At 70.5% G+C, this 23,890-nt stretch carries 26 protein-coding genes and 5 tRNA genes; 12 read left to right on the forward strand and 19 right to left on the reverse strand.

The features are described 5' to 3' along the window. Window positions 1-151: 151 nt before the first annotated feature. Window positions 152-973, forward strand: a complete 822-nt coding sequence (locus ACIBAF_RS27765) for a BTAD domain-containing putative transcriptional regulator (protein WP_399466587.1) — start codon at window positions 152-154, stop codon at window positions 971-973. Here the strand turns inward: ACIBAF_RS27765 and thiD are convergent. After that, window positions 948-1,763, reverse strand: a complete 816-nt coding sequence (thiD, locus tag ACIBAF_RS27770) for a bifunctional hydroxymethylpyrimidine kinase/phosphomethylpyrimidine kinase (protein ID WP_399466588.1) — start codon at window positions 1,761-1,763, stop codon at window positions 948-950. The two genes, ACIBAF_RS27765 and thiD, sit on opposite strands and share 26 nt — an antisense overlap. Beyond that, the gene (locus ACIBAF_RS27775) at window positions 1,760-2,725 is read right to left on the reverse strand and encodes a thiamine-phosphate kinase (protein ID WP_399466589.1); all 966 of its coding nucleotides are present in this window, start codon (window positions 2,723-2,725) and stop codon (window positions 1,760-1,762) included. Before ACIBAF_RS27775 ends, thiD begins: the two co-directional genes overlap by 4 nt. A 206-nt stretch (window positions 2,726-2,931) precedes the next feature. Between ACIBAF_RS27775 and ACIBAF_RS27780 the strand changes: the two genes are divergently transcribed. Both ACIBAF_RS27780 and ACIBAF_RS27785 read left to right on the forward strand, forming a co-directional pair. Continuing rightward, window positions 2,932-3,165, forward strand: a complete 234-nt coding sequence (locus ACIBAF_RS27780) for an Lrp/AsnC family transcriptional regulator (protein ID WP_079659261.1) — start codon at window positions 2,932-2,934, stop codon at window positions 3,163-3,165. A gap of 20 nt (window positions 3,166-3,185) precedes the next feature. Continuing rightward, entirely contained in the window at window positions 3,186-3,686 is a 501-nt protein-coding gene (locus tag ACIBAF_RS27785; RefSeq protein WP_399466591.1) for a DUF3515 domain-containing protein, read from the forward strand. Window positions 3,687-3,766: 80 nt separating this feature from the next. On the opposite strand, the gene ACIBAF_RS27790 is transcribed toward ACIBAF_RS27785, so the two are convergent. Genes ACIBAF_RS27790 through ACIBAF_RS27800 form a run of 3 tightly spaced genes read right to left on the reverse strand, consistent with a single transcriptional unit; the run spans window position 3,767 to window position 6,827 of the window. Next, the gene (locus tag ACIBAF_RS27790; protein ID WP_399466592.1) at window positions 3,767-4,924 is read right to left on the reverse strand and encodes a D-alanine--D-alanine ligase family protein; all 1,158 of its coding nucleotides are present in this window, start codon (window positions 4,922-4,924) and stop codon (window positions 3,767-3,769) included. 59 nt (window positions 4,925-4,983) lie between these two features. Further along, the gene (locus ACIBAF_RS27795; RefSeq protein WP_399466594.1) at window positions 4,984-5,994 is read right to left on the reverse strand and encodes an NAD(P)H-dependent glycerol-3-phosphate dehydrogenase; all 1,011 of its coding nucleotides are present in this window, start codon (window positions 5,992-5,994) and stop codon (window positions 4,984-4,986) included. Continuing rightward, window positions 5,991-6,827: a lysophospholipid acyltransferase family protein gene (locus ACIBAF_RS27800; protein ID WP_399466595.1), complete on the reverse strand. Its 837-nt coding sequence runs from the start codon at window positions 6,825-6,827 to the stop codon at window positions 5,991-5,993. The genes ACIBAF_RS27795 and ACIBAF_RS27800 overlap by 4 nt, the downstream gene beginning before the upstream one ends. Before the next feature lie 163 nt (window positions 6,828-6,990). Between ACIBAF_RS27800 and cofC the strand changes: the two genes are divergently transcribed. Then, on the forward strand, window positions 6,991-7,629 hold the full coding sequence (cofC, locus tag ACIBAF_RS27805) for a 2-phospho-L-lactate guanylyltransferase (protein WP_399466597.1): 639 nt from the start codon (window positions 6,991-6,993) through the stop codon (window positions 7,627-7,629). A 9-nt stretch (window positions 7,630-7,638) separates the two neighbouring features. Beyond that, window positions 7,639-7,851, forward strand: coding sequence for a hypothetical protein (locus tag ACIBAF_RS27810; protein WP_399466599.1), 213 nt, complete (start codon window positions 7,639-7,641; stop codon window positions 7,849-7,851). A 68-nt stretch (window positions 7,852-7,919) separates the two neighbouring features. On the opposite strand, the gene ACIBAF_RS27815 is transcribed toward ACIBAF_RS27810, so the two are convergent. The 4 genes from ACIBAF_RS27815 to leuC all read right to left on the reverse strand — a co-directional run bounded on the left by ACIBAF_RS27815 (window position 7,920) and on the right by leuC (window position 11,243). Beyond that, entirely contained in the window at window positions 7,920-8,567 is a 648-nt protein-coding gene (locus ACIBAF_RS27815; protein ID WP_399466600.1) for an HU family DNA-binding protein, read from the reverse strand. A gap of 138 nt (window positions 8,568-8,705) precedes the next feature. Then, window positions 8,706-8,936, reverse strand: coding sequence for a hypothetical protein (locus ACIBAF_RS27820; RefSeq protein WP_079659269.1), 231 nt, complete (start codon window positions 8,934-8,936; stop codon window positions 8,706-8,708). A gap of 277 nt (window positions 8,937-9,213) precedes the next feature. Next, complete coding sequence (gene leuD, locus ACIBAF_RS27825) at window positions 9,214-9,807, reverse strand: 3-isopropylmalate dehydratase small subunit (protein WP_399466602.1); 594 nt, start codon at window positions 9,805-9,807, stop codon at window positions 9,214-9,216. A gap of 5 nt (window positions 9,808-9,812) precedes the next feature. Next, window positions 9,813-11,243, reverse strand: a complete 1,431-nt coding sequence (leuC, locus tag ACIBAF_RS27830) for a 3-isopropylmalate dehydratase large subunit (RefSeq protein WP_399466603.1) — start codon at window positions 11,241-11,243, stop codon at window positions 9,813-9,815. Between the two features lie 198 nt (window positions 11,244-11,441). Here leuC and ndgR point away from each other — a divergent pair, with 198 nt between their 5' ends. Next, a complete protein-coding gene (gene ndgR, locus ACIBAF_RS27835) occupies window positions 11,442-12,158 on the forward strand; it encodes an IclR family transcriptional regulator NdgR (protein ID WP_007384919.1) in 717 nt (238 codons plus the stop codon). A 93-nt stretch (window positions 12,159-12,251) separates the two neighbouring features. Here the strand turns inward: ndgR and ACIBAF_RS27840 are convergent, their stop codons facing one another. Further along, window positions 12,252-12,761, reverse strand: a complete 510-nt coding sequence (locus ACIBAF_RS27840; RefSeq protein ID WP_399466605.1) for a DUF4188 domain-containing protein — start codon at window positions 12,759-12,761, stop codon at window positions 12,252-12,254. A gap of 38 nt (window positions 12,762-12,799) precedes the next feature. Between ACIBAF_RS27840 and ACIBAF_RS27845 the strand changes: the two genes are divergently transcribed. Beyond that, a complete protein-coding gene (locus ACIBAF_RS27845; RefSeq protein WP_399466607.1) occupies window positions 12,800-13,444 on the forward strand; it encodes a MerR family transcriptional regulator in 645 nt (214 codons plus the stop codon). Window positions 13,445-13,494: 50 nt separating this feature from the next. On the opposite strand, the gene ACIBAF_RS27850 is transcribed toward ACIBAF_RS27845, so the two are convergent. The 6 genes from ACIBAF_RS27850 to ACIBAF_RS27875 all read right to left on the reverse strand — a co-directional run bounded on the left by ACIBAF_RS27850 (window position 13,495) and on the right by ACIBAF_RS27875 (window position 14,779). Then, window positions 13,495-13,567 (reverse strand) — tRNA-Glu (locus ACIBAF_RS27850). 28 nt (window positions 13,568-13,595) lie between these two features. Further along, a tRNA-Gln gene (locus ACIBAF_RS27855) sits at window positions 13,596-13,667 on the reverse strand. Between the two features lie 20 nt (window positions 13,668-13,687). Continuing rightward, a tRNA-Glu gene (locus tag ACIBAF_RS27860) sits at window positions 13,688-13,760 on the reverse strand. A 29-nt stretch (window positions 13,761-13,789) separates the two neighbouring features. Next, window positions 13,790-13,862 (reverse strand) — tRNA-Glu (locus tag ACIBAF_RS27865). A 21-nt stretch (window positions 13,863-13,883) separates the two neighbouring features. After that, a tRNA-Gln gene (locus ACIBAF_RS27870) sits at window positions 13,884-13,955 on the reverse strand. Between the two features lie 92 nt (window positions 13,956-14,047). After that, the gene (locus tag ACIBAF_RS27875; protein WP_399466608.1) at window positions 14,048-14,779 is read right to left on the reverse strand and encodes an HAD family hydrolase; all 732 of its coding nucleotides are present in this window, start codon (window positions 14,777-14,779) and stop codon (window positions 14,048-14,050) included. Between the two features lie 36 nt (window positions 14,780-14,815). On the opposite strand from ACIBAF_RS27875, the gene ACIBAF_RS27880 reads away from it, so the two are divergent. Further along, complete coding sequence (locus ACIBAF_RS27880) at window positions 14,816-15,100, forward strand: hypothetical protein (protein ID WP_399466610.1); 285 nt, start codon at window positions 14,816-14,818, stop codon at window positions 15,098-15,100. A 62-nt stretch (window positions 15,101-15,162) separates the two neighbouring features. On the opposite strand, the gene gltX is transcribed toward ACIBAF_RS27880, so the two are convergent. From gltX to ACIBAF_RS27895, 3 genes are all read right to left on the reverse strand, one after another. Further along, window positions 15,163-16,647 (reverse strand): glutamate--tRNA ligase, encoded by a 1,485-nt coding sequence (gene gltX / locus ACIBAF_RS27885; RefSeq protein ID WP_399466612.1) that lies wholly within the window; start codon window positions 16,645-16,647, stop codon window positions 15,163-15,165. Further along, window positions 16,640-17,425, reverse strand: coding sequence for a fumarylacetoacetate hydrolase family protein (locus ACIBAF_RS27890; RefSeq protein WP_399466614.1), 786 nt, complete (start codon window positions 17,423-17,425; stop codon window positions 16,640-16,642). Before ACIBAF_RS27890 ends, gltX begins: the two co-directional genes overlap by 8 nt. Window positions 17,426-17,612: 187 nt before the next feature. Then, complete coding sequence (locus tag ACIBAF_RS27895) at window positions 17,613-17,801, reverse strand: hypothetical protein (protein WP_399466719.1); 189 nt, start codon at window positions 17,799-17,801, stop codon at window positions 17,613-17,615. Between the two features lie 601 nt (window positions 17,802-18,402). On the opposite strand from ACIBAF_RS27895, the gene ACIBAF_RS27900 reads away from it, so the two are divergent. The 4 genes from ACIBAF_RS27900 (at window position 18,403) to ACIBAF_RS27915 (ending at window position 23,702) form a co-directional block, all read left to right on the forward strand. Next, window positions 18,403-22,212, forward strand: coding sequence for a nitrate- and nitrite sensing domain-containing protein (locus tag ACIBAF_RS27900; RefSeq protein WP_399466615.1), 3,810 nt, complete (start codon window positions 18,403-18,405; stop codon window positions 22,210-22,212). A 9-nt stretch (window positions 22,213-22,221) separates the two neighbouring features. After that, window positions 22,222-22,635, forward strand: coding sequence for a roadblock/LC7 domain-containing protein (locus ACIBAF_RS27905; protein WP_003993189.1), 414 nt, complete (start codon window positions 22,222-22,224; stop codon window positions 22,633-22,635). Window positions 22,636-22,747: 112 nt separating this feature from the next. Then, the gene (locus tag ACIBAF_RS27910; RefSeq protein ID WP_009190816.1) at window positions 22,748-23,146 is read left to right on the forward strand and encodes a DUF742 domain-containing protein; all 399 of its coding nucleotides are present in this window, start codon (window positions 22,748-22,750) and stop codon (window positions 23,144-23,146) included. Continuing rightward, window positions 23,127-23,702, forward strand: coding sequence for an ATP/GTP-binding protein (locus ACIBAF_RS27915; protein WP_030793795.1), 576 nt, complete (start codon window positions 23,127-23,129; stop codon window positions 23,700-23,702). The genes ACIBAF_RS27910 and ACIBAF_RS27915 overlap by 20 nt, the downstream gene beginning before the upstream one ends. Window positions 23,703-23,890 lie beyond the last annotated feature (188 nt).

Below are 23,890 nucleotides of genomic sequence, written 5' to 3' on the forward strand. Positions count from 1 at the left end.
TTCTTGCTGTGCCCAAGATCGCTGCACCTGCCAGACTCCGGGGAATGGCTTCGGCATCCTGGACCCCCTGGACCTCCGCACCGACTACGGCGCCCCGCTCGACCCCGGCGGCACCCGCCCCCGCGCCCTGCTCGCCCTCCTGCTGCTCGACGTGGGCCACGGCGTCTCCCTGGAGCGCCTGACCGACGGCCTCTACGGCGCCCAGCCGCCCGCAGGAGCGGCCAGCGCCCTCCAGTCCCAGGTCTCCCGGCTGCGCCGCCGACTGGCCCCGCACGCCGAGATCGAGGCCTCCCCCGCCGGTTACCGCCTCGTCGTCCCGCCCGAGGCCGTCGACGTCCACCGGTTCGAGCAGCTGACGGCGGAAGGCCGGGCCGCTCTCACCGCCGGGGACCATCCCCGGGCGGCCGGCCTGCTGCGCGAGGCCCTCGCCCGCTGGCGCGGCCCGGCACTGCCCGACCTCCCCGACGCGCACGCCGAGCGGACCCGGATCGAGGAGCTGCGGCCGGCCGCCGTACAGGACCGGGTCGAGGCGGATCTCGCGCTCGGCGGCGGGGCCGAGCCGGCGCCCGAGCTGGGGGGGCTGCCGGCCGCGCACCCGCTGGGCGAGCGGCTGTACGGGCAGCTGATGCCGGCCCTGCACGCGGGCGGCCGGCCCGCCGAGGCGCTCACGGTGTACGAACAGGCCCGGCGCACCCTCGCCGACGAACTGGGCGCCGATCCGTCGCCCGAGCCGACCGCGCTGCATCTGGAGCTTGCATTCGCCGAGTACGAGAGCCGGATCCGGTCCTTCGCCGAGGGCTGCCAGAAGATCTCCGGCAATGCGGGCCCGTTCTTCGCCCCGGCCACCGAGCGGCGCATCCGCTGCCGGGACCGGATGTACCGGCTGCTCGCCTCGCGCCCGATGGCCGGTTTCTTCAAGCGGCTCACCGAGAAGGCGGCCACCGGCATCAAGCTCCGCGCGTATCCGATGTGAGGGCCCAGCCGTGGTCCACGGGACCGATCCCCGCGCCGAGCGCGAACCCGGCGGCGATCGCCCCGGTGACGTACGCCTTGGCCGCCGTCACCGCCTCCGGCACGGACTGCCCCTTCGCCAGCTGCGACGCGATCGCGGACGCGAGGGTGCAGCCCGTGCCGTGCGTGTGCCGGTTGTCGTACCTCGGCGCCCGCAGCCAGTGCTCCTCGGCGCCGTCCGTCAGCAAGTCCACGGCGTCGCCGGGGAGATGGCCGCCCTTGATCAGCACCCAGCGCGGCCCGCAGGCGAGCACGGCGGCCGCCGCGTCCCGCAGCTGCTCCTCCGACTCAACCTGTACGCCCGTGAGTTGGGCCACCTCGTCGAGGTTCGGGGTGGCGACGGTCGCGGCCGGCAGCAGCTTCGTCCGTACACAGTCCAGTGCGGAGGCCGCGAGCAGCGGATCGCCGTGCTTGGAGACGCCGACCGGGTCGACGACGACGGGGGCGTCCGTGCCGGCGATCAATTCGGCGACGGTCTCCACGAGTTCGGCGGAGGCGAGCATGCCCGTCTTCACGGCCTGGACGCCGATGTCGTCGACGACGCTGCGGTACTGGGCCCGCACGGCCGCCACCGGCAGCTCCCAAGCCCCCTGCACGCCCAGGGAGTTCTGTGCGGTGACCGCCGTAAGCACGCTCATGCCGTGCACGCCGAGCGCGAGCATCGTCTTCAGGTCGGCCTGGATCCCGGCCCCGCCGCCGGAGTCGGATCCGGCGACGGTCAGCACCCGCGGAGGCGCACCGGAAGCGCTCACGACTCCATGTCCCCGAAGTGGTCCCAGCCGCCCTTGCTGGTCCACGGCGCCCCGTCGACCGTCACCTGGGGCAGCGCGGACGGGTTGAGGACCTCGCCGATCACCTTCCAGCGGGCGGGCAGCTTCACGTCCGGCGGGAACGTCGCCACGATCGCGTGGTCCTCTCCGCCGGTCAGCACCCACTGGATGGGGTCGACGCCGACGGCCTGCCCGATGTCGTTCATCTGCGTCGGGACGTCGATGGCGCCGGAGCGGATGTCGATGCGGACCTTGCTGGCCTCGGCGATGTGCCCGAGGTCGGCGATCAGCCCGTCGCTGACGTCGCACATCGCCGTCGCGCCGAGCGAGGCGGCGGCCGGACCCGCGTGGTATGGCGGCTCGGGGCGGCGGTGGGCCTCGACGAAGGCGCGGGGCGAGCGGAAGCCCCGGGAGAGGACCGCGTACCCGGCTGCGGACCAGCCCAGCCAGCCGGTCACCGCGACCAGGTCGCCGGGCTGGGCGCCGCCCCGGGTGACGGGCTCCTGGTTGCGCAGATCGCCGAGCGCGGTGATCGACACCATGATCGTGTCGCCCCGTACGACGTCGCCGCCGACCACGGAGGCGCCGGCGACCTGGCACTCGTCGCGCAGCCCGTCCATCAGCTCGGACGGCCAGGTGACCGGCAGCTCGGCGGGCACGACGAGGCCGAGCAGCAGGGCCGTCGGCACCGCGCCCATGGCGGCGATGTCGGCGAGGTTCTGTGCGGCGGCCTTGCGGCCGACGTCGTAGGCCGTGGACCAGTCGCGGCGGAAGTGCCGGCCCTCCAGCAGGATGTCGGTGCTGGCCACGACCCGTCGGTCGGGCGCGGCGACCACCGCGGCGTCGTCGCCGGGGCCGACCCGGACCGCGGGGGTGGTGGTGAGACGGGAGGTGAGCTCCCTGATGAGCCCGAACTCGCCGAGCTCACCAACAGTGCCCTTCATTGCCCTTTGGCCCCTTCTATACCTGTCCGTGCCCGGTCGCGCGTAACCAGTGTCCTCGATACGGTCGAGTCAGCCGTCAACTTCTGCTGTGCCCGTACCCCGGCGCGCGTGCCGTGGTCCGCGCAGGTCTCCCCGCGGCGCGCGGCGACGCGATACCGTGGCGTTCCTTTTCCCCACATGATCCTCGTGGCCGCCCTGGAGGTTCCGTGGTACAGGCGTACATCCTCATCCAGACAGAGGTCGGCAAAGCGTCGACCGTCGCCGAGGAGATCAGCAAGATTCCTGGCGTCGTCCAGGCCGAGGACGTGACGGGACCGTACGACGTGATCGTGCGGGCCCAGGCTGACACAGTGGACGACCTCGGCCGGATGGTGGTCGCCAAGGTCCAGCAGGTGGACGGGATCACCCGTACTTTGACCTGCCCGGTCGTGCATCTGTAGCCCCCGTCTACCCTTGGCCGGTGAACCTTTTCCGTCACCGGCCGCTCGGTCTGCCCGTCCTCGTCCTGCTGATCACGGCCGCGGGCTGCTCCTCAGCAGACGACAGCGCGTCGGCGACGGTTCCCAGCCCCGGTGCGAAGACCGTGAAGCTGTGCCGGAACCTGGACAAGGCGCTGCCGTCGAAGGTGGACGGTGAGAGCCGCCGCGATCCCGAGCCCGCCTCCGCGCTGACCGCGGGCTGGGGAGGCCCGGAGATCATACTGCGCTGTGGTGTCACACAGCCGCCGAAGATGATCGACCCGAAGGTCTCGGAGGGCGGCGACCCGGACGCGGTGGCCGGCGGGGTGAACGGCGTCGACTGGCTGATGGAGAAGCGGGACGGTGGGGGAAACCGCTTCACCACGGCCAACCGGAGCGCATACGTCGAGGTGACGGTCCCGGACGGCGCGGACAGCTCCGGCGCGCTGATCGATCTGGCGCCGGCCATCAAGAAGGCGATCCCCGAAGGGATCGCCGACTGAGCGCTGCGCCGGCTCGGCCGTCGTCCGGCTGCGGGCCGTCTCGGGCCGGTCGCGCGGTTCCGCGCGCCCCTGAGGGGGGCTTACCTCAGACCCGTCGACCTGCGCAGCGCTGCCTGGATCAGGCGGTCCACCAGCTCCGGGTAGGCGATTCCGGTCGCCTGCCACATCGCGGGGTACATCGAGATCGGGGTGAAGCCGGGCATCGTGTTGATCTCGTTGATGACGAACTCGCCGTCTTCCGTGAGGAAGAAGTCCGCGCGCACCAGTCCCTCGCAGGACGCCGCCTCGAAGGCGTCCACGGCGAGCCTGCGGACCTCGGCGGTCTCCTCGTCCGTCAGCGGCGCCGGGACGATCCCCGGAGTCGAGTCGATGTACTTGGCGTCGAAGTCGTAGTACGCGTGCGCGTCCGGCGGCGGGATCTCGGCCGGGACGGAGGCGCGGGGGCCGTCCTCGAACTCCAGGACGCCGCACTCGATCTCGCGGCCCCGCAGCGCCGCCTCGACCAGGAACTTCGGGTCGTGGCGCCGGGCCTCGGCGATCGCCTCGTCGAGGCCTGCGAGGTCGTCGACCTTGGTGATGCCGATCGACGAGCCCGCGCGCGCGGGCTTCACGAAGAGCGGCCAGCCGTGCTCGCCGGCGAGGTCGACGATCTTCTTGCGGGCGGCCGACGCGTCCTGCTCCCACTCGCGCGGCCGGATCACCACGTACGGGCCGACCTTGAGCCCGAAGGAGGTGAACACCCGCTTCATGTACTCCTTGTCCTGGCCGACGGCGGAGGCGAGCACGCCCGAACCGACGTACGGGACGCCGGAGAGCTCCAGCAGGCCCTGCAGGGTGCCGTCCTCGCCGTAGGGGCCGTGCAGCACCGGGAAGACGACGTCGACCTCGCCGAGCGCCTTCGGCACCGATCCCGCCTCGTAGTAGACGACTTCGCGGTTCGCGGGGTCGACGGGGAGCACCACGCCGCCGTCCCGCGACTCGGCGAGTTCGTCGACGTCGGGCGTACGGCGGTCGGTGATCGCCATGCGTTCGGGCGCGTCGGCGGTGAGGAACCAGCGGCCCTCGCGCGTGATGCCGATCGGCAGGACCTCGTACTCGGTCCGGTCGATGGCCCGCAGGACCGCGCCGGCGGTGACCACGGAGATCCCGTGCTCGGAGCTGCGGCCGCCGAAGACGACGGCCACCCGCGGCTTGCGGACGGGCTGCTGAGGGCTCTGGGGGAGGTTCTCGGTGCTCATATCGGCTTGAGAGTACCCGGTGGTAGGGCCGGGAGTCAGCGTCCGCCCGACGGGTTCGCTCAGCGTCGTTCGGGCTTCGCGCTGCGCGACATCAGCTCCTTGACGGCGACCACCGGAGGCTTGCCCTCGTGCACGATGGCGACGACCGTCTCGGTGATGGGCATGTCGACTCCGTGCCGGCGGGCCAGATCCAGCACCGACTCACAGGACTTGACGCCCTCGGCGGTCTGCTTGGTGACGGCGATGGTCTCCTGCAGGGTCATGCCCTTGCCGAGGTTGGTGCCGAAGGTGTGGTTGCGGGAGAGCGGCGAGGAGCAGGTGGCCACCAGGTCGCCGAGTCCGGCGAGTCCGGCGAAGGTGAGCGGGTCCGCGCCCATCGCCAGGCCCAGTCGGGTGGTCTCGGCGAGGCCGCGCGTGATGAGCGAGCCCTTCGCGTTGTCGCCGAGTCCCATGCCGTCCGCGATGCCGACGGCGAGGCCGATGACGTTCTTCACCGCGCCGCCCAGCTCGCAGCCCACCACGTCGGTGTTGGTGTACGGGCGGAAGTACGGCGTGTGGCAGGCGGCCTGGAGTTTCTGCGCGACGGCCTCGTCGGTGCAGGCGACCACGGCCGCGGCCGGCATCCGGGAGGCGATCTCCTTGGCGAGGTTGGGTCCGGTGACCACGGCGATCCGGTCCGGGCCCACCTTGGCGACGTCCTCGATCACCTCGCTCATCCGCATGGTCGTACCGAGTTCGACGCCCTTCATCAGCGAGACGAGGACGGTGTTCGGGGCGAGCAGCGGCGTCCACTCGGCGAGGTTGGCGCGCAGGGTCTGGGAGGGCACCGACAGGACCGTGTAGTCGGCGTCGGCGGCGGCCTCGGCGGGATCCGTCGTGGCCCGCAGGTTCTCCGGGAGCTCGACGCCGGGGAAGTAGTCGGGGTTGGCGCGGGCGGTGTTGATCGCCTCGGCCACCTCCGGGCGGCGCGCCCACAGGGTGACCTCGCACCCCGCGTCGGCGAGCACCATGCCGAAGGCCGTCCCCCACGAACCGGCGCTGAACACCGCCGCCTTCACGGACTTGCTCACTTGCTGTTCTCCCCCTCGTGACTGATCTCGGCGCCGGTCTCCGCGCCTGTCCCGGCGCCTGTCTCCGCACCCGGTTCCGCACCCGGTTCCGTGCCGGTCTGCGCCCGGGTGCGGCGGCGCTGTTCGATCCGCTCCTGGCGCGGGTCGTAGGGCGTCTCGGGCGCCTTCTCGCCCCGGATCTCCTCCAGCTGCGCGGTGACGGCCGCCATGATGACCTCCGTCGCCTCCTTCAGCAGCTCCGGGGTCATCTCCCTGCCGTAGAACCGCGAGAGGTCCACGGGCGGGCCCGCGAGCACATGGTGGGTCTTGCGCGGAAGGAGGTTGGGCTTCTTGGCGTACGGCGGGAGCAGTTCGTTGGCGCCCCACTGGGCGACCGGGATCACGGGGCACTTGGTCTGCAGGGCGACGCGCGCGGCGCCGGTCTTGGCGGTCATGGGCCAGCCGTCGGGGTCGCGGGTGAGGGTGCCCTCGGGGTAGAACGCGACGCACTCGCCGCGCTCCACGGCGTCGATCGCGGCCCGGAAGGCGCTCAGCGCGTCCGTGCTCTCGCGGTAGACGGGGATCTGTCCGGTCCCGCGCATCGCGGCGCCGACGAAGCCGTCCTTGAAAAGCGCGCTCTTCGCCAGGAAACGCGGCACCCGTCCGGTGTTGTACTGGAAGTGCGCGTAGGCGAACGGGTCGATGTGCGAATTGTGGTTCACCGCGGTGATAAAGCCGCCGTCGGCCGGAATGTACTCCGTTCCGCGCCAGTCCCGCTTGATCAGAACCACCAGCCAGGGTTTGCAGAGGACCGCTGCGAAGCGGTACCAGAAGCCGATTCTGCGGCGGGGCACGCGGACACCTTCCTCTAGGACTTCCCAAGGCCTGCTCCCGGGCCTGGGGCCGCACAAGTGTCGCCCCGGGCCGCCGGTCTGTCGAGAACACGGTACGCCCGCCCGCCCGAGCGGCGAATGGGCCGGGTGACAATGGCCGCGACAAGAGAGGGACGGTACGCCGGTGGAGTGGACCTTGGTCATACCCCTGAAGCCCTTGGCGCTGGCCAAGAGCAGGCTCGCGGACACCGCAACCGACGGCCTGCGCCCGGGCCTGGCCCTCGCCTTCGCCGAGGACACCGTGGCGGCGGCACTGGCCTCACCTGCGGTGCGGGATGTGGCAGTCGTCACGGACGACGCGCTGGCCGGACGCACCCTGGCGGCTCTGGGCGCCCGCATCGTCCCCGGCGAGCCGCGCACGGGCCTGAACGCGGCCCTGGCCCACGGAGCGACCGCCGTACGCGCCGTACGCCCCGATTCGCCGCTCGCGGCCCTCAACGCGGATCTGCCGGCCCTGCGCCCGGCGGAATTGGCCCGGGTTCTGGACGCGGCCGCGGAATTCCCCCGTGCTTTTCTCCCGGACGCGGCCGCAATCGGCACCACGCTTCTCGCAGTGGCCGCCGGCCGTGAATTGCTCCCCGCATTCGGCACGGATTCCCGCGCCCGCCACCGCGCTTCCGGCGCCGTGGAACTCATTCTCGACAGGGTGGATTCCGTACGCCAGGACGTCGACACCGGCGAGGATCTGCGCACGGCCCTGTCCCTGGGCGTGGGCCCCCGAACGGCCGCGGCGGCGGCGCGGCTGCTGACCGCGGGGCAGTAGGCTGCGGCCATGCAGGCGACCGCATACACGTACGACCCCGGCACGCGCAGCGGGCAGGTGCTGCTGGACGACGGCACGCCGGTGCCCTTCGACGCGTCGGCGTTCGACGCGGGCGGGCTGCGGCTGCTGCGGCCCGGGCAGCGGGTGCGGATCGAGGTGGCGGAGCCGGCGGATCCGAAGGACGCTCCCCGGATCACCCTGGTGACGCTGCAGACGTTCTGAACACGCCGCGGGCCGGACTTCCGTGAGGGAGTCCGGCCCGGCGCGTGAGTGCCCTTGCTGGCTCGCGCCTAGCGGGCGGTGGCCTTCTTGGCGGTGGTCTTGCGCGCGGTCGACTTCTTGGCGGGGGCCTTCTTGGCCGTCGCCTTCTTCGCCGGGGCCTTCTTGGCCGTCGTCTTCTTGGCGGCGGCCGTCTTCGCGGTGGTCGTCTTCTTGGCGGCCGCCGTCGTCTTGGTGGTGGCCTTCTTCGCGGTGGCCTTCTTGGCGGTGGCCGTGGTCTTCTTCGCGGCGGCCGTCGTCTTCTTGGCGGCGGTGGTCCGCTTCGCGGCCGCCTTCGTGGTCGCCTTCTTCGCGGCGGCCTTCTTGACCGTGGCGGAAGCACCGCCGGTCAGGCTGCCCTTGGGGGCCTTCTTGACGGCGACCTCGCCGCCGCGCGGGAGCTTCTTCGAGCCGCTCACCAGGTCCTTGAAGCCCTGGCCTGCGCGGAAGCGCGGCACGGAGGTCTTCTTGACCCGAACCCGCTCGCCCGTCTGGGGGTTGCGAGCGTAGCGGGCCGGCCGGTCGACCTTCTCGAACGAACCGAAGCCGGTGACCGAGACCCGGTCGCCGGCGACGGTCGCGCGGACGATGGCGTCCAGGACCGCGTCGACCGCCTCGGCGGCCTGCTGGCGGCCGCCCAGCTTGTCGGCAATCGCTTCTACGAGCTGCGCCTTGTTCACGTCTTCCCCTTCGGAGACATTCGCCAGAACGAAAGTGTTCAAGCTTTTTCGCACGTTAGGCAGATATATACCGCAAATCAAACACGAAACGGGCTAATCACCCTTGTGCCGCAACGAAATCGGCCGCTCCGGAGGCGATCAGCGCTCCTCTTCGGGCATTCGCCCTTCGTCGAGGTCCGCCATGAACCGCTCCAGACGCCTTGTCGCATCGGCGAGATCGTGCTTGGCCGCGGCCGTAATGACCAGCAGCTTCCGGGTCAGCGCCATCCGTACGCCCTCCGGGACTTGCAGTGCGCGCACCCTTGTGTGCGCTTCCTTGAGTTGGTTCGCGACCGCCGTATAGAGCTCGAGTTGGCCGTCGTGTTCCATGCACAGATTGTGCCATCTGGGGCGAGTTGTCGCCCGCTCAGGGGGCAACTGCCGCCTCAAACGGCCGTCCGGGCACTTCGGGCGGTCACGTCCGTACAAGGCGCGTACCCAGGCAACACCCCTCCTAACGTGGGAAGTTGGAAGCAACAGCGAAGGGCGCCGGGGCCGAACGGGTACAGAAACAGCCGTACCCCCGATCGGTCCGATCGGGGGTACGGCGGGGGTGTCGCGGTGGCCGAAACTCGACCTGCTCAGGGCCCCCTCGGGGGCTCCCGGGTCAGGCCTGGAGCGTCCTCGGCTTGTACGACGGCCGCTTGGCCTCGTACGCGGAGATGTCGGCCTCGTTCTGGAGGGTGATGGAGATGTCGTCCAGCCCGTTCAGCAGCCGCCAGCGGGAGTTCTCGTCCAGCTCGAAGGAGGCGGTGATCCCCTCGGCGCGCACCTCGCGGGCCTCGAGGTCGACGGTGATCTCGGCCTGCGGGTCCTTCTCCGTGAGCTCCCACAGCGTGTCCACGATCTTCTGCTCGATCACCACCGTGAGCAGGCCGTTCTTGAGCGAGTTGCCGCGGAAGATGTCGGCGAACCGGGACGAGATCACGGTCTTGAAGCCGTAGTTCTGCAGCGCCCAGACGGCGTGCTCACGGGAGGAACCGGTGCCGAAGTCGGGCCCGGCGACCAGAACCGTGGCGCCCTGCCGCTCGGGCCGGTTGAGGATGAACGTCTCGTCCTTGCGCCAGGCCTCGAACAGCCCGTCCTCGAACCCGTCCCGCGTGACCTTCTTGAGCCAGTGAGCAGGGATGATCTGGTCGGTGTCGACGTTGGAGCGGCGCAGCGGGACGGCCCGGCCGGTGTGCGTGGTGAATGCTTCCATGACTCTCAGACTCCAGCGGGCGTACGGGTCTCGGCGTCGGACAGGTCGGCCGGGGAGGCCAGGTGGCCCAGGACGGCCGTGGCGGCCGCGACCTGCGGCGACACCAGGTGCGTACGACCGCCCTTGCCCTGCCGGCCCTCGAAGTTGCGGTTGGAGGTGGACGCGGAGCGCTCACCGGGGGCCAGCTGGTCCGGGTTCATGCCCAGACACATCGAGCAGCCCGCGTGCCGCCATTCGGCGCCGGCCTCCTTGAAGACGACGTCCAGACCCTCGGAAACGGCCTGCAGACCGACCCGCGCGGAGCCCGGGACGACCAGCATCCGTACGCCGTCGGCGACTTTGCGGCCCTCGACGATCGCGGCGGCGGCGCGCAGGTCCTCGATGCGGCCGTTGGTGCAGGAGCCTACGAAGACGGTGTCCACCTTGATGGTGCGCAGCGGCTGTCCGGCCTCCAACCCCATGTATTCCAGGGCCTTTTCGGCGGCGAGGCGCTCCGAAGCGTCTTCGTACGAAGCAGGGTCGGGGACGTCCGCCGAAAGCGGCGCGCCCTGGCCGGGGTTGGTGCCCCAGGTGACGAACGGCGACAGCGACGCGGCGTCGATGACGACCTCGGCGTCGAACTCGGCGTCGGCGTCCGTCTTCAGCGTCTTCCAGTACGCGACCGCGGCGTCCCAGTCCTCGCCCTCGGGGGCGTGGGCGCGACCCTTGATGTACTCGAAGGTCGTCTCGTCGGGGGCGATCATGCCCGCGCGGGCGCCGGCCTCGATCGACATGTTGCAGATGGTCATCCGGGCCTCCATCGAGAGCTTCTCGATGGCGGAGCCGCGGTACTCCAGGATGTAGCCCTGGCCGCCGCCGGTGCCGATCTTGGCGATGATCGCCAGGATCAGGTCCTTGGCGGTGACGCCGTCGGGCAGCTCGCCGTCGACCGTGATGGCCATGGTCTTGGGGCGGGCCAGCGGCAGCGTCTGGGTGGCCAGCACATGCTCGACCTGCGAGGTGCCGATGCCGAACGCCAGCGCGCCGAAGGCGCCGTGCGTGGAGGTGTGGGAGTCGCCGCAGACGACGGTCATGCCGGGCTGGGTCAGACCGAGCTGCGGGCCGACGACGTGCACGACGCCCTGCTCGACGTCGCCGAGCGGGTGCAGGCGCACGCCGAACTCGGCGCAGTTCTTGCGCAGCGTCTCCAGCTGGGCGCGGGAGACCGGGTCGGCGATCGGCTTGTCGATGTCGAGGGTCGGGGTGTTGTGGTCCTCGGTCGCGATGGTGAGGTCGAGACGGCGCACGGGGCGGCCGTTCTGACGGAGGCCGTCGAAGGCCTGGGGGCTGGTCACCTCGTGCAGCAGGTGCAGATCGATGAAGAGGAGGTCGGGCTCGCCCTCGGCGCGCCGGACGACGTGGTCGTCCCAGACCTTCTCCGCGAGTGTCCTACCCATCGCTTTCCCTCCGGCCGGCAAAGGTGCGCCGGCCCAACTAGAGATCTTGTGGAGGCGACGCCCACGGTCGTGTTTCTCGGCGTTTCCGGGCACCCGCCGCCAGGCCCGTTGGTCCGCGGGCCGTCATGCATCCAAGGGTTGCGCGTCTCACGGAAAAATGAACTTGCGTTTCACAGAGTGAGACGGGAGTATCGTTGCATGGACAACAGTAGCGGCGTCGGCGTTCTGGACAAGGCAGCCCTTGTCCTGAGCGCCCTGGAGTCCGGTCCGGCCACCCTCGCAGGCTTGGTCGCTGCCACCGGACTCGCACGACCCACGGCCCACCGCCTGGCCGTGGCTTTGGAACACCACCGTATGGTGGCGCGCGACATGCAGGGCCGGTTCATCCTCGGCCCCCGCCTGGCCGAGCTGGCCGCGGCCGCGGGCGAGGACCGCCTCCTGGCCACCGCGGGCCCGGTGCTCACGCACCTGCGCGACATCACGGGCGAGAGCGCGCAGCTCTACCGCCGCCAGGGCGACATGCGCATCTGCGTGGCCGCGGCGGAACGCCTGTCCGGCCTTCGGGACACGGTCCCGGTCGGCTCCACGCTCACGATGAAGGCCGGCTCCTCGGCGCAGATCCTGATGGCCTGGGAGGAGCCGGAGCGTCTGCACCGCGGCCTCCAGGGCGCCCGCTTCACGGCGACGGCCCTGTCGGGCGTACGGCGCCGCGGCTGGGCCCAGTCCATCGGCGAGCGCGAGCCGGGCGTCGCCTCCGTCTCCGCCCCCGTCCGCGGCCCCTCCAACCGTGTGGTGGCCGCCGTCTCCGTCTCGGGCCCGATCGAGCGCCTGACCCGCCACCCGGGCCGTATGCACGCCCAGGCGGTCATCGACGCGGCGGCCCGCCTGTCGGAGGCCCTGCGCAGGACGGGCTGAGCCGCCCCTCCACCGAGCGCACCCCGAGCACACCCCGAGCACACCCGGAACAGAGCCGGCCTCAACGCCGCGGCAGGCTCTTCCCGGCCCCGCTCAGGCCTTCGACTCCGTCTGCTCCGACCGGTACGCGTACCGGTCCTTCGCATACCGGCCCCGCTCCCCCAACGGCACCTGCCCGTGCGCGGCCGCGAGGCCGAACGCCGGCATGTCCCCGTAGATCGCCTCGTACGAACCCTCCGGCACGACATACGCCTCGTGCCAGATCCCCACGTGCCCGCGCACCTTCCCGCCCTTCTCCAGGCGGTTGAGCTTCGCCCACACACGATGGTGGAACGCGTCGGGCGCACTCGCGTAGGCGTACAGCTTCTCCTTGGACTCCCAGTACTGGACGACGTAGTACGTCCTCGGGGAGGCCGTCAGCAGCACGCGGGAGAGCAGTCCGCGTCCCGGTTCCCTCTTGAGCTCGGCCAGCATGCGGAACATGGCCACCATGACCGGCGCCCACTGGTGCACGGCCCAGAAGTGGTTGACGCGCATCCCGATCAGCAGGACGACCACGTCTCCGCGGGCGTCGGCGGTGGTGCGGTTCGCTGCGACAGACATGCTTGGATAGTGCCGCTGACCAACGAAGGGCGCAAGGCATGCGGCTGGCCGAGCTGAGCGAACGCAGCGGTGTCTCCACCGCGACGATCAAGTACTACCTGCGTGAGGGTCTCCTGCCGCCCGGCCGCCAGATCAACCTGACGACCGCCGAGTACGACGAGGAGCATCTGCGCCGGCTGCGGCTGGTGCGCGCGATGATCCAGGTGGGCCGGCTGCCGGTGGCCACGGTCCGCGAGGTGCTCGGCCACGTCGACGACGACTCCCTCGGCCGCACGATCCGTCTCGGCGCGGCTCTTTGGGCGCTGCCGCAGGTCCCCGCGCCGGACGCGGAGGACGAGTACGTGCGCGCCGCCCGTCTGGAGGCGGACGAACTGCTGCGCACCCTGGGCTGGTCGAACGCCCGCCTGCTGACGACCGTCTCCCCCGCCTACCGCTCGCTGGTGGTGGCGGTGGCGGCGCTGCGCCGCCTCGGGTACGAGTGGGACGCCGAACTGCTCGTGTCCTACGCCCGGTTGATGCACCGGGCGGCCGTGCTCGACCTGGACTTCGTGGAGACGCAGGAGTCGGAGTCGGAGCGGATCGAGGCGGCGGTGCTGGGCGCGATCCTGGTCGAGCCGATGCTGCAGGCGCTGCGCCGGCTGGCGCAGGAGGAGGAGTCGGCGCGGCGGTACGGCTTCGAATGAGCCGGGCACGGATAAGGCCCTCCACCGAAGTGGAGGGCCTTCACCGTACGTACCCCCGACCGGATTCGAACCGGCGCTACCGCCTTGAGAGGGCGGCGTGCTAGGCCGCTACACAACGGGGGCCTAGATCTTGCGTTTCCGCAGATCAGAGCTGGTCTACCAGGACTCGAACCTAGAATGACGGTACCAGAAACCGTAGTGTTGCCAATTACACCATAGACCAAGGTGATTCAAGCTGAACCGTACCCCCGACCGGATTCGAACCGGCGCTACCGCCTTGAGAGGGCGGCGTGCTAGGCCGCTACACAACGGGGGCCCTAGCAGTCCCGAGATGATCGGAACCAGTACCCCCGACCGGATTCGAACCGGCGCTACTGCCTTGAGAGGGCAGCGTGCTAGGCCGCTACACAACGGGGGCTTTGCAGATGAGCTCTGCGAGCTGGCCTACCAGGACTCGAACCTAGACTAACTGAACCAGAATCAGTCGTGCTGCCAATTACACCATAGGCCACCGGAACGCAAGCCCCGTAGGGGATCTTGTTCTAGTTTCGCTCCTCCGGTTCCGGCCTTTTCGGCCCGCTCCCCGGCGGCGCAGGAAGAACATTACCCGAAGGTGGACTGCGCTCCAAAACGGGTATCCGCGCCGAGGATCGCCGGGAGTTCGGCGAGGGTGACGATCCGGTGCCGTCCGGCCGGGACCTCCACGGTCGCCGTGCCGCCGTAGCGGTCGATCCACACCGAGAGCAGTCCGGCGTCGGCAGCGCCCCGGCCGTCGATCTCCGGGTGGTCGCCGACGTAGGCCACCTGGTGCGGGGGCAGGGACAGGACCTCGCAGGCCGCGAGGAAGGCGCCGGCGTCCGGCTTGGAGACGCCGAGCTCCGCGGCGCACAGGATGGCCTCGAAGCGGTCGTGGACGCCGAGGACGCGCAGCTTGTGGTCCTGGACGTGGATGCTGGAGTTGGAGAGCACCGCGTGGCGGTGACTGGCGGCGAGGGCGTCCAGGACGGGCAGGACGTCCGGGAAGAGCGACCAGGCGGCCTCGTAGTGGCTGTGGTACCGCACCAACCAGTCGTCGGCCTCCGCCTCCGTCATCTCGCGCTCCAGGAACACCCGTACCCGGTCCCGGCGCTGGTCCTCGAAGGTGATCCCGCCCGCCGAGAACCGCGCCCACTGCTGGTCGGTGGCCTCCCGCCACCGCGCGAGCGCCTGCTCCGCGGTCCCGTACCGGTCGATCAGCCCCTCGGCCGTCAGATACGACCGCATGCCCTCGCGGTCCGCAGTCGTGTAGTCGAAGAGGGTGTCGTCCACGTCCCAGACCACGGCGCGAATGCTCATGTCCCCGACGGTATCGCGGGCTGGCACACTGACGGTATGAGCGAGTACCGAGTCCAGTTCACCGTCGAGGCCCGGGCGGCCTACGACGGTCTGCCCGGAGAGCGTCGCGCCCAGGTGGACAAGGCTGTGCGGATACTGGCCCGGGATCCCTACCGCAAGGTGTCGACCGCGCAACTCGGTCCCGACGAACACCTGCGCAAGGCGTATGTGGCCCCCGGCATGATGGTGGAGTACGTGGTCGCGGGGGCCGTCATGGTCGTCGTCGTGCTGGAGATCTTCGACGAGTTCGCCTACCTGATCGACGAGAACGACGCCGTCTGAGGTGAACGGGTGTGGGGCGGCGGCCGGAATCCCGGGCGCCGCCCCTCACTCACGCGTGGGCGTTACGCCGACAGCTTCGCCAGGGCCGCGTCGATGCGGGCCAGGGTCTTCTCCTTGCCCAGGACTTCCAGGGACTCGAAGAGGGGGAGGCCGACCGTGCGGCCGGTGACGGCGACGCGGACGGGGGCCTGGGCCTTGCCGAGCTTGAGGCCGTGGGCCTCGCCGGCGGCCAGGACGGCCTCCTTCAGGGCCTCGGCGGAGGTCCAGTCGGCCGACTCCAGCTTCTCGCGGGCCGTCGTGAGCAGCGCGTCGCTGCCCTCCTTCATCGCCTTCGTCCAGCTCGCCTCGTCCTCGACCGGCTCCGGGAGGAACAGGAAGTCGACGTTGTCGGTGATCTCCGAGAGGACCTTCAGGCGGGTCTGGGCGTGCGGGGCGATCGCCTGCCACTTCGCCTCGTCGAAGCTCTCCGGGGCCCAGGGCGCGAAGGGGGCCCTCAGCCAGGGGGCGCAGCGCTCCGTGAAGTCCTTCACGTCGAGCAGGCGGATGTGGTCGGCGTTGATCGCCTCGCACTTCTTCAGGTCGAAGCGCGCCGGGTTGGGGTTGACGTCCGCGATGTCGAAGGCGGCGATCATCTCGTCCATCGTGAAGATGTCCTGGTCGGCCGAGAGCGACCAGCCGAGCAGCGAGAGGTAGTTGAGCAGGCCCTCGGGGAGGAAGCCGCGCTCCCGGTAGAGGTTGAGGGACGACTCCGGGTCGCGCTTGGAGAGCTTCTTGTTGCCCTCGCCCATCACGTACGGCAGGTGGCCGAAGGCGGGCACGGACTTCGCGATGCCCAGCTCGGTCAGCGCCTTGTAGAGGGCGATCTGGCGGGGGGTGGAGGACAGCAGGTCCTCGCCGCGCAGGACGTGCGTGATCTCCATCAGCGCGTCGTCGACCGGGTTGACCAGCGTGTACAGCGGAGCGCCGTTCGCCCGGACGATGCCGTAGTCGGGCACGTTCTCCGGGGTGAACGTCAGTTCGCCGCGGACCAGGTCGGTGAAGGTGATCGTCTCGTCGGGCATGCGGAAGCGGACGATCGGGGTGCGGCCCTGGGCCTGGTACTCCGCCACCTGCGCCTCGGTGAGGTCGCGGCAGTGGCCGTCGTAGCCGGACGGCTTGCCGGCGGCGCGGGCGGCGTCACGGCGGGTGTCCAGCTCCTCCTGGGAGCAGTAGCAGTGGTAGGCGCGGCCGGCGGCGAGGAGCTTCTCGGCGACGTCCTTGTAGAGGTCCATGCGCTGCGACTGGCGGTACGGCGCGTGCGGGCCGCCGATCTCCGGACCCTCGTCCCAGTCGAAGCCGAGCCAGCGCAGCGAGTCCAGGAGCTGGTTGTAGGACTCCTCGGAGTCGCGGGCCGCGTCGGTGTCCTCGATGCGGAAGACCAGCGTGCCCTGGTGGTGCTTGGCGAACGCCCAGTTGAACAGGGCGGTGCGGACCAGGCCCACGTGGGGGTTACCGGTGGGCGAGGGGCAGAAACGGACGCGTACGGGAGAGCCGGGTGCGCTAGCCACGCTTGACAACCTTGTTGGTGAGAGTGCCGATGCCTTCGATGGTGACGGCGACCTCGTCGCCGACAGCCAGGGGGCCGACCCCTGCCGGGGTGCCCGTGAGGATCACGTCGCCGGGGAGCAGCGTCATGGCCTCGGTGATGTTGACGATCAGATCCTCGATCGAGTGGATCATCTCGCTGGTGCGGCCGAGCTGCCGCTGCTGGCCGTTGACCGTGAGCTGGACGGTTAGGTCGCTCGCGGTCTCGAGGTCCAGGCCGGTCTCCACCCAGGGGCCGAGCGGGCAGGAGGTGTCGAAGCCCTTGGCCCGCGCCCACTGCTTCTCACGCTTCTGGACGTCGCGGGCGGTGATGTCGTTCGCGCAGGTGTAGCCGAAGATCACGTCCTTGACGCGTTCGCGCGGGACCTCGCGGCACAGCCGGCCGATGACCACGGCGAGCTCCGCCTCGTGGTGGACGTCAGCGGAGAAGGACGGGTACTGGATGTCGTCGCCGGGGCCGATCACCGAGGTGGACGGCTTGAAGAAGGCGAAGGGGGCGTCGGGCACCTCGTTGCCCAGCTCGCGCGCGTGCTCGGCGTAGTTGCGGCCGAAGGCCACGACCTTGTTGGGAAGCACGGGCGGGAGCAGTCGGACCTTGCTCAGCGGCACCTTGGTGCCGGAGAGCTCGAAGTCCGTGAACGGGATGCCCTTGATGATGTCGAGGACGAGCTCGTCCGGCTTGTCGCCCTCGACCGCGCCGAAGGCGACGTTCCCGTCGATGGAGAACCTGGCGATGCGCACGGGTTGGTTGCGTTCCTTCACTGAGAAGACCGAGCTGGCAATGGAGTGTGACGGCCCAGGCTAACGCGGAAGGGCGTCCCCGGCCGGGGACGCCCTTGACATCCGTGGGCCGCCGCCTTGAGCATTCCGCGGTCGCCGCCCGTATCTCCGCGTGAAGACGTGAAGATCCACGAAGGTCGGTGAAGATCTACTCCGCGACGGAGGCCGCGACCGGGGCCTCCATGAGGATGGTGCGCTTGGGGTTGGCAGTCTGGGCAGGCAGCTCGACGGAGTGCTCCCGCTGGTCCGGGAGCTGCAGTTCGTCGGCGTCCTTGAGGTGCGCCAGCGTCGTGCGCCGCGGGTTGGCGATCTTGTGGAACATCGTCGTCGTCTTCACTGTTGTACGTGACCCTGTCGTCTCGGGGCGCCGGGGAGGCCGTCAAAGGCCCCCACACGAGCGCGGCTTGTCGGATTTGCCATCCCTGTAAAGCGTCAGGCTAAACACGCGATTCCCGGGGAACGCGTGAAGGTCGCATGATCGGTGTGTGAGTTTGCTCACGACTTGGCGGGCAAAACGGTCAATTGAGACCTCTAAGCGACCACTATGAAACGGACATTGCACCCCTGAAGCGCGCATTCCGCTCCTGATCATGGCGACTGGGACACCCTACGGACCTCCTCACTTCGCCCATTTATGTCCGCCTTACGGGGGATCACCTTCTACATCCCGTAACTTGACCCTTACGTGGTGTCACGGATGTCACAGCCTGGCCAACGGGCCTTGTTGGAGATCCTGCACTGTGCTGGAATTCCTCGGACCGCCGCGGGTTCGAGCCGGCGCACAGGGGCGCCCAGCGCGCCCGGTGGCGGCGAGACAGGGGGAGCGAGCGCCGGTCACTCACGACCATCGGGGGGCGTAATTCAGGACGCCCCTCAACACGCCGACACCGTCCTTCCGTTCACGCGGAGGGGCGCCTGGTCCAGAGGTTGCGACGCTAGTGCAGGGACGTTTCAAGAGGGATGGCAGCGCTTCGGCCGAGCCGGAGCCGCACGGCGGGACTGGCCCGATGGCAGTCGGCTCCTCGCCCCAGCACGCCCAGAACCCGGGCCCGGCCCCGTCCGGCGACGGCGGTGAGCGCCCTGGGCGCCCCGGCGCGTCCGCGTCGCCGAGTTCTCCTCCTCCTACTCCGACGGTCAAGCCGCCGGCCGGCGCTCCCGGCTCCGGCTCGCGCGTCGCGCTGCGCAACTGGCGCATCTCCACGCGTCTGGTGGCGCTGCTGACCCTGCCCGTGGTCGCGGCCACCACCCTGGGCGCGATCCGCATCAACCAGTCGATGGACGACATCCAGCAGCTCGACAACATGAAGCTGCTGACGGACATGACCAAGCAGGCCACGGAACTGGCCGTGCAGCTCCAGAACGAGCGCGACCGCTCCGCGGGCCCGCTGGCGCACGGCGCCAAGGCGACGGACTTCGGCGTCAAGGGCTACCGGGACAAGACCGACAAGGCCCTGATCGCCTTCCAGGACGCCTCGGAGGAGATCGACAGCGCCACCACGGACGGCAACCTCCAGGGTGTCCGCGACAGCCTCGTGGGTCTCCTCAGCGACCTGGGCAACCTCGCCAAGGTCCGCAGCACGGCCTACGCGGACAAGGGCAACTCCACCCAGACGGTCGAGGCCTACCACCGCCTCATCACCGGCCTGCTCGACCTGTCGCAGGACATGGCGCAGGCCACGAACAACCCGGAGATGATCCAGCGCACGCGTGCACTGGCCGCCTTCTCCTCCGCCAAGGAGTACGCCTCCGTCCAGCGCGCCGTGCTCGCGGCCGCGCTGCCGGTGGGCAACACCGTCTACGGCGACCTCAAGGAGAACGACCGGCAGTACGCCGAGGCCGCGCTCCAGAACCAGGACTCCGAACTCTCGAGTTTCCGCAGCATCTACGGCGACGACGGCGCCGAGGAGCTGCTGAAGCCCATCGAGCAGGGCAACCCGGTCATCGAGGAGGCGGACACCTACGCCACCCGGGCGCTCAGCTCCGCCACCGGTCTGCAGTCGCTGGACAAGCGGTCCTACCAGGACTGGATCGACGACAGCACGACCAAGATCACGCAGATGAACAACATCGAGCACACGCTGCTCGAGGACATGGAGCAGAAGGCGCGTGAGCTGCGCGCCGAGTCGGAGCGCGAGGCGATCATCTCCGGTGCGCTCATCCTGCTCGTGCTCGGTGTGTCGCTGGTCGGCGCGTTCGTCGTCGCCCGGTCCATGATCCGCTCGCTGCGCCGTCTGCAGGAGACCGCCACCAAGGTCGCCCAGGACCGGCTGCCCGAGCTGGTCAAGCAGCTGTCCGAGTCCGACCCGCAGGACGTCGACACGTCCGTGGAGTCGGTCGGTGTGCACTCCCGGGACGAGATCGGCCAGGTGGCCGCGGCCTTCGACGACGTGCACCGCGAGGCGGTCCGCCTCGCCGCCGAGCAGGCCCTGCTGCGGGGCAACGTCAACGCGATGTTCACCAACCTCTCGCGCCGCTCCCAGGGCCTCATCCAGCGTCAGCTCTCGCTCATCTCCGAACTGGAGTCCCGCGAGGCCGACCCGGACCAGCTGTCCTCGCTCTTCAAGCTCGACCACCTCGCGACCCGCATGCGCCGTAACGGTGAGAACCTCCTCGTCCTCGCGGGTGAGGAGCCCGGCCGTCGCTGGACCCGCCCGGTCCCGCTGGTCGACGTGCTGCGTGCCGCCGCGTCCGAGGTGGAGCAGTACGAGCGCATCGAACTGTCCTCCGTGCCGACCACCGAAGTGGCCGGCCGGGTCGTCAACGACCTCGTGCACCTTCTCGCCGAGCTGCTGGAGAACGCCACGTCGTTCTCCTCGCCGCAGACCAAGGTCAAGGTCACCGGTCACGCGCTGCCCGACGGCCGCGTCCTGATCGAGATCCACGACACCGGCATCGGCCTCTCCCCCGAGGACCTCGCCGCGATCAACGAGCGGCTCGCCTCGCCGCCCACCGTGGACGTGTCGGTCTCCCGCCGCATGGGTCTGTTCGTGGTCGGCCGGCTGTCCCAGCGCCACGGCATCCGCATCCAGCTGCGTCCGTCCGACTCCGGTGGCACGACCGCGCTGGTCATGCTGCCGGTGGACGTCGCGCAGGGCGGCAAGAAGCCTCAGCCCAAGCCCGGTCAGGGCGGCACCGCGGGCGGTCCCGCCGCCGCGCAGGCCGCGGCCGGCGTCGCCGCCGCGCGTCGCCAGGGCGGTCCGCAGGGCGGCGCCCTCGGCGCCGGTCCCGGCGGGGGCGGTCTGCTCGGCGCAGGTCAGGGTCCCCGGGCCGCGCTGCCCGGACGTGACGGCGGTGGCCGTCCCGGCGGTCAGCCGCCGCGCGGTCCGCAGCAGTCTCCGGCCTCCCCCCAGCAGGGCCGACCGGCTCCGGCCGGCGCGGGCTTCGGCGGCCAGGCGCCGGGCGCGCCGCAGGGTCTGCAGGCGGCCGGCACGGGCGCACAGGGCACCGACATGTTCGGCGGCGGACGTCCGCCGCAGCCGCGGGGCAACAAGGCCGAGCAGAACGGCCGCGGCCGTCAGCCGCAGCTGCCGCCGCGCGGCGGTCCGCGCGCCGAGCTGCCCGGCGGCAACCCGCAGCCGCGCGTGCCGAGCTGGGGCGACGAGAACGCCCAGCCGCCGGTGCCGCGCACCCCGCTGGACGCCCCGCGCGGCCACGAGGAGCCGGACGTCGCCCAGACGTCGCGGATGCCCCGCATCGACGACCGCCAGGGCCCCGGAGCCACCGCCGAGATACCGGCGATCCCGCGACCGGACGAGCGCCCGGGTCCGGCGGCGAACGGGCTGCAGAGCACCGGCCAGTTCCCGGCGGTGGGCAACGGCCAGTCGGGCTTCAACGGACGTCAGGACACCGGCCAGTTCCAGCGGCCGAGTGCCAACGGCCGTCAGGACACCGGCCAGTTCGAGCGCCCCGGCGCAGGCGGCCAGGGTCCGGGTCAGGGCCAGCAGGACACCAACGGCTTCACCCGGTCCGACGTCTTCGGCGCGCCGAGCGGGCAGAACGCGGCGGGGGCTCCGAACCAGTTCGCTCCGCAGGCGTACGACAACGGCTCCACCGGCCAGTTCGCCATGCCCGGCTACGACGGTTCCTCGACCGGTCAGCACTCGCTGCCCGGCCGCCAGGACTCCTCGTCCACGGGCCAGTTCCCCGTCGCGCAGCCCAACGGCTACGGCGCTCCGCAGCAGCCGGCGGTCCCGCCGCGTCCGGCCGGGCGTCCGGAGCCCGAGAGCAGGGGCGCCGCGCAGCGGCCCGATGACGGGCGAGGGTCGAGTGACGGCTGGGCTCTGCCGCCGGCCGGTCCGGGGGACGGTCGTACGCCGCTGTACGACACGTTGGAGACCAACTGGTTCCACGGTCAGCAGGCGGGCGGTTCCGCGCCGGAGCCGGAGCGGGCCCCCCAGCAGCACCAGCAGCCGCAGGCTCCGGCTGCCCCCCAGCGTCCCGCAGCCGCCAGTGCCTCCTGGCGCACCTCGCCGAACGACGAGCTCGTCCGGCAGGCCGAGCGCGTCAGGCAGCCGGCCGCGGGCGGCGTCACCACTTCCGGTCTGCCGCGCCGGGTGCCCCGGGCGAACCTCGTCCCGGGCACGGCTCAGCAGCAACAGCACCAAACCGGTCCGCAGGTCTCGCGTGCGCCTGACGACGTACGCGGCCGGCTGACCAATCTCCGTCGGGGCATCGCACAGGGTCGACAGGCCGGCAACGGCCCTCAGACCGGCAGTTTCCCCAGCCCCACTCACCAGCAGGAGCGTTAGTTGAGTCAGATGAGCCAGGCGGCACAGAACCTGAACTGGTTGATCACCAACTTCGTGGACAACACCCCCGGGGTGTCCCACACCGTCGTGGTGTCCGCCGACGGGCTCCTGCTCGCGATGTCCGAGGGCTTTCCGCGCGACCGTGCCGACCAGCTGGCGGCCGTCGCGTCGGGACTGACCTCGCTGACGGCGGGAGCCTCCCGGATCTTCGAGGGCGGCAGCGTGGCGCAGACCGTCGTCGAGATGGAGCGAGGTTTCCTCTTCCTCATGTCCGTCTCGGACGGCTCGTCCCTCGCCGTCCTCGCACACCCCGAATGCGACATCGGCCTCGTGGGCTACGAGATGGCGCTCCTTGTCGACCGGGCGGGCGCGGTACTCACGCCCGACCTGCGCGCCGAGCTCCAGGGCAGTCTGCTCCACTGACCCGCCCGAGTACCACCCGCCTCACGAAATCACCGTCCGGCCGACACAATCCCCCCACCGGCCTTGACGGACGGCACGACTGACCGAGAATGCTGTCCCGCCCGGAGGATCCATGACCCCGCCCACCGCCCATCATGACCCGTACGCGGAGCCGTACGGGGATGAGGGCGACCAGCCGCTGGTGCGTCCGTACGCGATGACCGGTGGCCGGACCCGGCCGCGCTATCAGCTCGCCATCGAGGCCCTGATCAGCACCACGGCCGACCCGGCAGCGCTCATGGGACTGCTCCCGGAGCACCAGCGCATCTGCCATCTGTGCCGTGAGGTGAAGTCGGTCGCGGAGGTCTCGGCTCTCCTGGCCATGCCGCTGGGGGTGGCGCGGATCCTGGTCGCGGACCTCGCCGAGGCCGGACTGGTGGCCATCCACCAGCCGGGCGGCGACGAGAACAACGGCGGCGCTCCGGACGTGACGCTGCTCGAAAGGGTGCTCAGTGGACTTCGCAAGCTCTGACGGAGGGCGGGCCACCACCTCCGCGAAGATCGTGGTGGCGGGCGGCTTCGGCGTGGGCAAGACCACGTTCGTGGGCGCCGTCTCCGAGATCAACCCGCTGCGCACGGAGGCCGTCATGACGTCCGCGAGCGCGGGCATCGACGACCTCACCCACACCGGGGACAAGACCACCACCACGGTGGCCATGGACTTCGGCCGTATCACGCTCGACCAGGACCTGATCCTCTACCTGTTCGGCACCCCCGGTCAGGACCGGTTCTGGTTCATGTGGGACGACCTGGTGCGCGGCGCCATCGGCGCGGTGGTGCTGGTGGACACGCGGCGGCTGGCCGACTGCTTCCCCGCGGTCGACTACTTCGAGAACTCGGGTCTGCCGTTCGTCGTCGCCCTCAACGGCTTCGACGGCCAGCAGCCCTACCAGCCCGAAGAGGTGCGCGAGGCGCTGCAGATCGGACCGGACACCCCGATCATCACGACGGACGCCCGGCACCGCTCGGATGCCAAGAGTGCGCTGATCACGCTGGTGGAGCACGCGCTCATGGCACGACTGCGGTAACTTTCAAGTACCCGGTGCCGTACGGCAGTTGTCGTAGACGCTTCGGAGCCGGCTGTGGCCTTTGACACGGTCGGCTCCGATGTTCATAACGTTTCGGCAGTGGAATCGGGTGGTACCGCCACGCGTCGCGGTCACTCGGTCTCACTGCGCTCACGAAGGCCCCGCCTTATGGTGGGGCTCGTTCTTTT

Origin of the sequence: Streptomyces sp. NPDC051677, from assembly GCF_044453465.1 — a bacterium.
Lineage (GTDB): Bacteria > Actinomycetota > Actinomycetes > Streptomycetales > Streptomycetaceae > Streptomyces.

Excerpts from the sequence above, each read along its gene's own strand:
- ACIBAF_RS27845 (WP_399466607.1), top strand. The coding sequence starts at position 12,800 with ATGCGGCTGGCCGAGCTGAGCGAACGCAGCGGTGTCTCCACCGCGACG.
- ACIBAF_RS27810 (WP_399466599.1), top strand. The coding sequence starts at position 7,639 with ATGCAGGCGACCGCATACACGTACGACCCCGGCACGCGCAGCGGGCAG.
- leuC (WP_399466603.1), bottom strand. The coding sequence starts at position 11,243 with ATGGGTAGGACACTCGCGGAGAAGGTCTGGGACGACCACGTCGTCCGG.
- leuD (WP_399466602.1), bottom strand. The coding sequence starts at position 9,807 with ATGGAAGCATTCACCACGCACACCGGCCGGGCCGTCCCGCTGCGCCGC.
- ACIBAF_RS27880 (WP_399466610.1), top strand. The coding sequence starts at position 14,816 with ATGAGCGAGTACCGAGTCCAGTTCACCGTCGAGGCCCGGGCGGCCTAC.
- ACIBAF_RS27910 (WP_009190816.1), top strand. The coding sequence starts at position 22,748 with ATGACCCCGCCCACCGCCCATCATGACCCGTACGCGGAGCCGTACGGG.
- ACIBAF_RS27820 (WP_079659269.1), bottom strand. The coding sequence starts at position 8,936 with ATGGAACACGACGGCCAACTCGAGCTCTATACGGCGGTCGCGAACCAA.
- ACIBAF_RS27790 (WP_399466592.1), bottom strand. The coding sequence starts at position 4,924 with ATGAGCACCGAGAACCTCCCCCAGAGCCCTCAGCAGCCCGTCCGCAAG.
- ndgR (WP_007384919.1), top strand. The coding sequence starts at position 11,442 with ATGGACAACAGTAGCGGCGTCGGCGTTCTGGACAAGGCAGCCCTTGTC.
- ACIBAF_RS27840 (WP_399466605.1), bottom strand. The coding sequence starts at position 12,761 with ATGTCTGTCGCAGCGAACCGCACCACCGCCGACGCCCGCGGAGACGTG.
- ACIBAF_RS27875 (WP_399466608.1), bottom strand. The coding sequence starts at position 14,779 with ATGAGCATTCGCGCCGTGGTCTGGGACGTGGACGACACCCTCTTCGAC.
- ACIBAF_RS27775 (WP_399466589.1), bottom strand. The coding sequence starts at position 2,725 with ATGAAGGGCACTGTTGGTGAGCTCGGCGAGTTCGGGCTCATCAGGGAG.
- ACIBAF_RS27905 (WP_003993189.1), top strand. The coding sequence starts at position 22,222 with ATGAGCCAGGCGGCACAGAACCTGAACTGGTTGATCACCAACTTCGTG.